Source organism: Paenirhodobacter populi, assembly GCF_004022215.1.
Lineage (GTDB): Bacteria > Pseudomonadota > Alphaproteobacteria > Rhodobacterales > Rhodobacteraceae > Rhodobacter > Rhodobacter populi.
This window is the reverse complement of sequence record NZ_SAUZ01000090.1, coordinates 1-680: the sequence shown is the minus strand read 5'-3', so window position 1 is coordinate 680 and position 680 is coordinate 1. Positions and strand designations below refer to the sequence as shown.

Genomic DNA, 680 nt, shown 5'->3' with positions numbered 1-680 from the left:
AAGGTGCTGGTGGCGGACGATGCCGCCTATGCGCATGGTCTGGCCGAGCCGCTGGCCGATCTGATCGTGTCTCTGGCGGGCGACTACAGCCACATCGTCGCGCCCTCGACGGCGCTGGCGAAGAGCGTGGCGCCGCGGGTGGCGGCGCTCCTGGACGTGATGGTGCTGTCCGATGTGACGGGCGTGGTCGATGCCGATACGTTCGAGCGCCCGATCTACGCCGGCAACGCGATCCAGACGGTGAAATCCGCGGATCCGGTGAAGGTGCTGACGGTGCGCACGGCCTCGTTCGAGGCGGCGGGCACGGGCGGTTCGGCGCCGATCGAGGCCGTCGCCGCGGCGGGCGACAAGGGCCTGTCGGCCTGGGTCGAGGACAAGGTGGTGAAATCCGACCGGCCCGAGCTGACCTCGGCGAAGATCGTGGTTTCGGGCGGCCGCGGCATCGGTTCGGCCGAGAATTTCGCGCTGATCGAGGCGCTGGCGGATAAGCTGCACGCGGCGGTCGGCGCCTCGCGCGCGGCGGTGGATTCGGGCTATGCGCCGAACGACCGTCAGGTCGGGCAGACCGGCAAGGTGGTGGCGCCGGAGCTTTATGTGGCGGTGGGGATTTCCGGCGCGATCCAGCATCTGGCCGGGATGAAGGATTCGAAGGTGATCGTGGCGATCAACAAGGACGAGGA

The 680-nt window shown here is 68.7% G+C and carries 1 protein-coding gene; it reads left to right on the top strand.

Annotated elements, in window-relative coordinates; genetic code table 11:
• The coding region (locus D2T30_RS22945) for an electron transfer flavoprotein subunit alpha/FixB family protein (protein WP_128210663.1) at positions 1-680 on the top strand (680 nt) is incomplete at both ends.